Raw genomic sequence first — 3697 nt, 5'->3', positions numbered from 1 at the left:
GTGAGCAGGCGGATCGCCCTTTCCGACATCAACGACGGGCTGAGCGCGCTGAGCAGCGGTGATGCCGCCTTGGTCCGCCAGATCGTCACTTTCGACTAGTGGAGTCCGGCCGCCGTTCGCCGCGGCCGTGCTCCGCGCACGAACCGCCGCGGCGGTGCGCAACCGCGAAACCCGCGACGAAGGAGTTCTACAGTGGACAGTCAGGCGTTGGGCCTGCGCGGCAAGGTCGCCGTGGTGACCGGCGCGGGCGCCGGGCTCGGCCGTTCGGAAGCGCTCGCGCTGGCGGGCGCCGGTGCGGACGTGGTGGTCAACGACGTCTCGGCGGCCGCGGACGCGGTGGTCGGCGAGATCGAGGAGGCAGGCGGCAAAGCCGCCGCCGTGCGCGGCGACATCAGCGAACAGGCCGTGGCCGACGAGCTGCTCTCGACCGCGGTGCAGCGCTTCGGCGGACTGCACGTCGTGGTGAACAACGCCGGCCTGCTGCGCGACCGCATGGTCTTCAAGATGAGCGACCAGGAGTGGGACGACGTCATCCGGGTGCACCTGCGCGGGCACTTCCTGGTCTGCCGCGGGGCCGCGGCGCACTGGCGCCAGCAGTCCAAGGACACCGGGTCGGCGGTGTACGGGCGGATCGTGAACACCGCGTCGGAGGCGTTCCTGTTCGGCGCCGAAGGCCAGCCGAACTACGCCGCGGCGAAGGCGGGCATCGCCTCGCTGACGGTTTCCACGGCTCGCGCGCTGGCGCGCTACGGCGTGCGGGCGAACGCGATCTGCCCGCGTGCGCGGACGGCGATGACCGACCAGATCTTCGGCCCCGCTCCGGAAACCGGGGTCGATCCGCTGTCCACCGAGCACGTGGCGCCGTTCGTCAGCTACCTGGCCGCACCCGCGGCCGACGCCATCAACGGGCAGGTTTTCGTCGTGCACGGCGGGAAAGTCGCGCTGATGGCGCCGCCGAAGATCGAGCAGCGGTTCGACGCGGCAGGCGATACCTGGAGCACCGCGGAACTCGCGGAGGTGGTCGGCGGCTACTTCGCCGACCGCGGAGACGGCATGTTCTCCAGCACCGACCTGCTCTCGCTGGGCTAGCGCAGCAGGCAGGCGCGCGGCGGAGAACTTCCGGCGGTGCCGCGGATCCCGCGCCACGGGCAACCCGCGCCGGACGACCGACAGGAGTGACAACGATGTCGCTGACCGTGCAACAGCATCGCGCACAGGTGGGGCTGCAGGACGGCTCGTTGTTCGTGGACGGCCAGTGGCGGCAGGCCCGCTCCGGCAAGACGTGGACGCATCTGCACCCGGCGACGCAGGAACCGGTGGGTACGTTCCCGGTCGCCGATGCCGAGGACGTCGACGAAGCGGTCCGCGCCGCGCGCCGCGCCTTCGACGAAGGGCCTTGGCCGAACCTGCCAGCCGGGCAGCGCGTGAAAATCCTGCACCGCTACGCGGATCTGCTGCGCGAGAACGCCGACGAGCTGCGCGGGCTGCAAGCGCTCGACAACGGAGTTCCGCTGTCGTTCGGCAACGTCTACGCGGCTTCGGTGGAGGCCGCCGCGGACGTCTTCGACCACCACGCGGGCTGGATCGACAAGGCCGGTGGTGAGACGCTGCCCGGTTATCAGGGCGGCGAGCACCTCGCGATGACGCTGCGGGAACCGATCGGCGTGGCCGCCGCGATCCTGCCGTGGAACGCGCCTTTCCTGCTCTACGCCCAGAAACTCGCTCCCGCGCTGGCGGCGGGCTGCACGGTCGTGCTCAAACCGTCCGAGTACGCGACGTTCGTCGTGCTGCGGATGGTGGAACTGCTCGCCGATGCCGGCGTGCCGGACGGCGTGGTCAACGTCGTCACCGGCACCGGCGAACCCACCGGCGGAGCGCTGATCGGCCACGAGCTGGTGGACAAGATCAGCTTCACCGGCAGCCGCGAGGTCGGCAGGCGCATCGTCGAGGTCTCCGCGGCCACGCTGAAGCGGGTTTCGCTGGAACTCGGCGGGAAGAGCCCCGCCATCGTCTTCCCGGACACCGACGCCTCGCTGGCCGGGATGACCGCGATGGGCATGGTGACGCTCGGGTTGTCCGGGCAGGGATGCGTGGTGTGCAGCAGGGCGCTGGTGCACCGCGACGTCTACGACGAGTTCCTGACCGCGGCCGAGATGATCGCGGGTTCGGTCACCTACGGCGACCCGTTCGACCCGGCCGTGCTCTCCAGCCCGCTGATCAACGACAAGCAGCTGCACCGGGTGCTGGGCTTCGTCGAATCCGGCAAGCAGGACGGCGCCCGGCTGATCAGCGGCGGCGATCGGCCGGACGGCGAACTCGGTGCCGGGAACTTCGTGAACCCGGCGATCTTCGCGGACGTGGACAACAAGATGGGCATCGCCCAGCAGGAGATCTTCGGGCCGGTGCTCTCGGTCGTGCCGTTCTCGGACGAGGACGAAGCCGTGCGGCTGGCCAACGACACCGAATACGGCCTCGGCGCGGGCGTTTTCACCGCGGACGCGCAGCGCGCGTTCCGGGTCTCGCGCAGGTTGCGCGCCGGGACGGTCGGCATCAACGGGTTCCAGGTCGAGCCGCACCTGCCGTTCGGCGGATACAAGCAGTCCGGGCTGGGCCGGGAAGGCGGCCGCAGCTCCTTCGAGTCCTACACCGAAGTCAAAACGGTGCTCATGCCGTTGACCGACGAGATGATGTGAGTCCCGTTATGGCGCGTTTGCAAGGAAAGACCGCGATCATCACCGGCGCGGCGGGAGGTCAGGGCGCGGCCGCCGCGCGGCGCTTCGTCGCGGAGGGCGCGAGCGTGCTGCTCGCCGACGTGGCCGACGAGCCGGGCAAGGCGCTGGCCGACGAACTCGGCGAGAGCGCGCGCTTCGAGCACCTCGACGTGTCCGAACAGGACGAATGGCCGGTCGCGGTGCGCGCGGCCGAGTCCGCGTTCGGGCCGGTCGACGTGCTGCTCAACAACGCCGGAGTGCTGCACTTCGCCGAACTCGGCGAGACCGCGCTGGCCGACTACGAGCGGGTCGTGCGGATCAACCAGATCGGCACCTTCCTCGGGATGCGCGCGGTGCTGAGCTCGATGCCCGCGGGCGGCTCGATCATCAACGTGTCCTCTGTGGAGGGCCTGGGCGGGATGCCGTTCACGATCGCCTACACCGCCAGCAAGTTCGCCATCCGCGGGATGACCAAGGTCGCCGCGATGGAACTCGGCGAGCGCGGCATCCGGGTGAACTCGGTGCACCCCGGGATGATCGACACCGACATGGTGCGCAGCTTGGGCGGACCCGAGATGAACGACCACGTCGGCGCCCGGGTCGCGCTCAAGCGGGTCGGGCAACCCGACGAGATCGCGCAGCTGGCGGTTTTCCTCGCCAGCGACGAGAGCTCGTACTCCACCGGCGCCGAATTCGTCGCCGACGGCGGCGCCACCGCCACGCACTCGCTGTCCCGATAGCACTGCAACCCGCTGCGACGAAAGGCATCAGTGCCATTGCTCGACCCGTAGCAACGAACGCTTCGCAGGAGTCGTTTCAGTATGATTTTCGGTCTTGTCTTGTCAGCGGCGGAGCCGCTGAGCAGTGACCATGCCAGCAACCGGCACCGCGGCGGGTTCTCAGCGGCTTCCTCGCGAGGACAGCGATTTCGCCGCGTATGGGCATACGTCAGAAATCGATCCCGGAGCGAGGGAGCCGCTGAGGTT

3 protein-coding genes are annotated in these 3697 nt (G+C 69.6%); all 3 read left to right on the top strand.

Annotated features, from left to right (window positions below):
• Positions 1 to 192 precede the first annotated feature (192 nt).
• The gene (locus IJH84_RS16375) at positions 193 to 1089 is read left to right on the top strand and encodes a 3-oxoacyl-ACP reductase (RefSeq protein WP_295145928.1); all 897 of its coding nucleotides are present in this window, start codon (positions 193 to 195) and stop codon (positions 1087 to 1089) included.
• 95 nt (positions 1090 to 1184) lie between these two features.
• A complete protein-coding gene (locus tag IJH84_RS16370; protein ID WP_295145926.1) occupies positions 1185 to 2693 on the top strand; it encodes an aldehyde dehydrogenase in 1509 nt (502 codons plus the stop codon).
• Between the two features lie 8 nt (positions 2694 to 2701).
• Positions 2702 to 3451 (top strand): glucose 1-dehydrogenase, encoded by a 750-nt coding sequence (locus IJH84_RS16365; protein WP_295145922.1) that lies wholly within the window; start codon positions 2702 to 2704, stop codon positions 3449 to 3451.
• The last annotated feature ends 246 nt before the right edge of the window (positions 3452 to 3697 follow it).

Origin of the sequence: Saccharopolyspora sp., from assembly GCF_017434145.1 — a bacterium.
Classification (GTDB): domain Bacteria; phylum Actinomycetota; class Actinomycetes; order Mycobacteriales; family Pseudonocardiaceae; genus Saccharopolyspora_C; species Saccharopolyspora_C galaxeae.
Note: the sequence above shows the minus strand (reverse complement) of the source record. Positions and strands in the feature narration are given on the sequence as shown.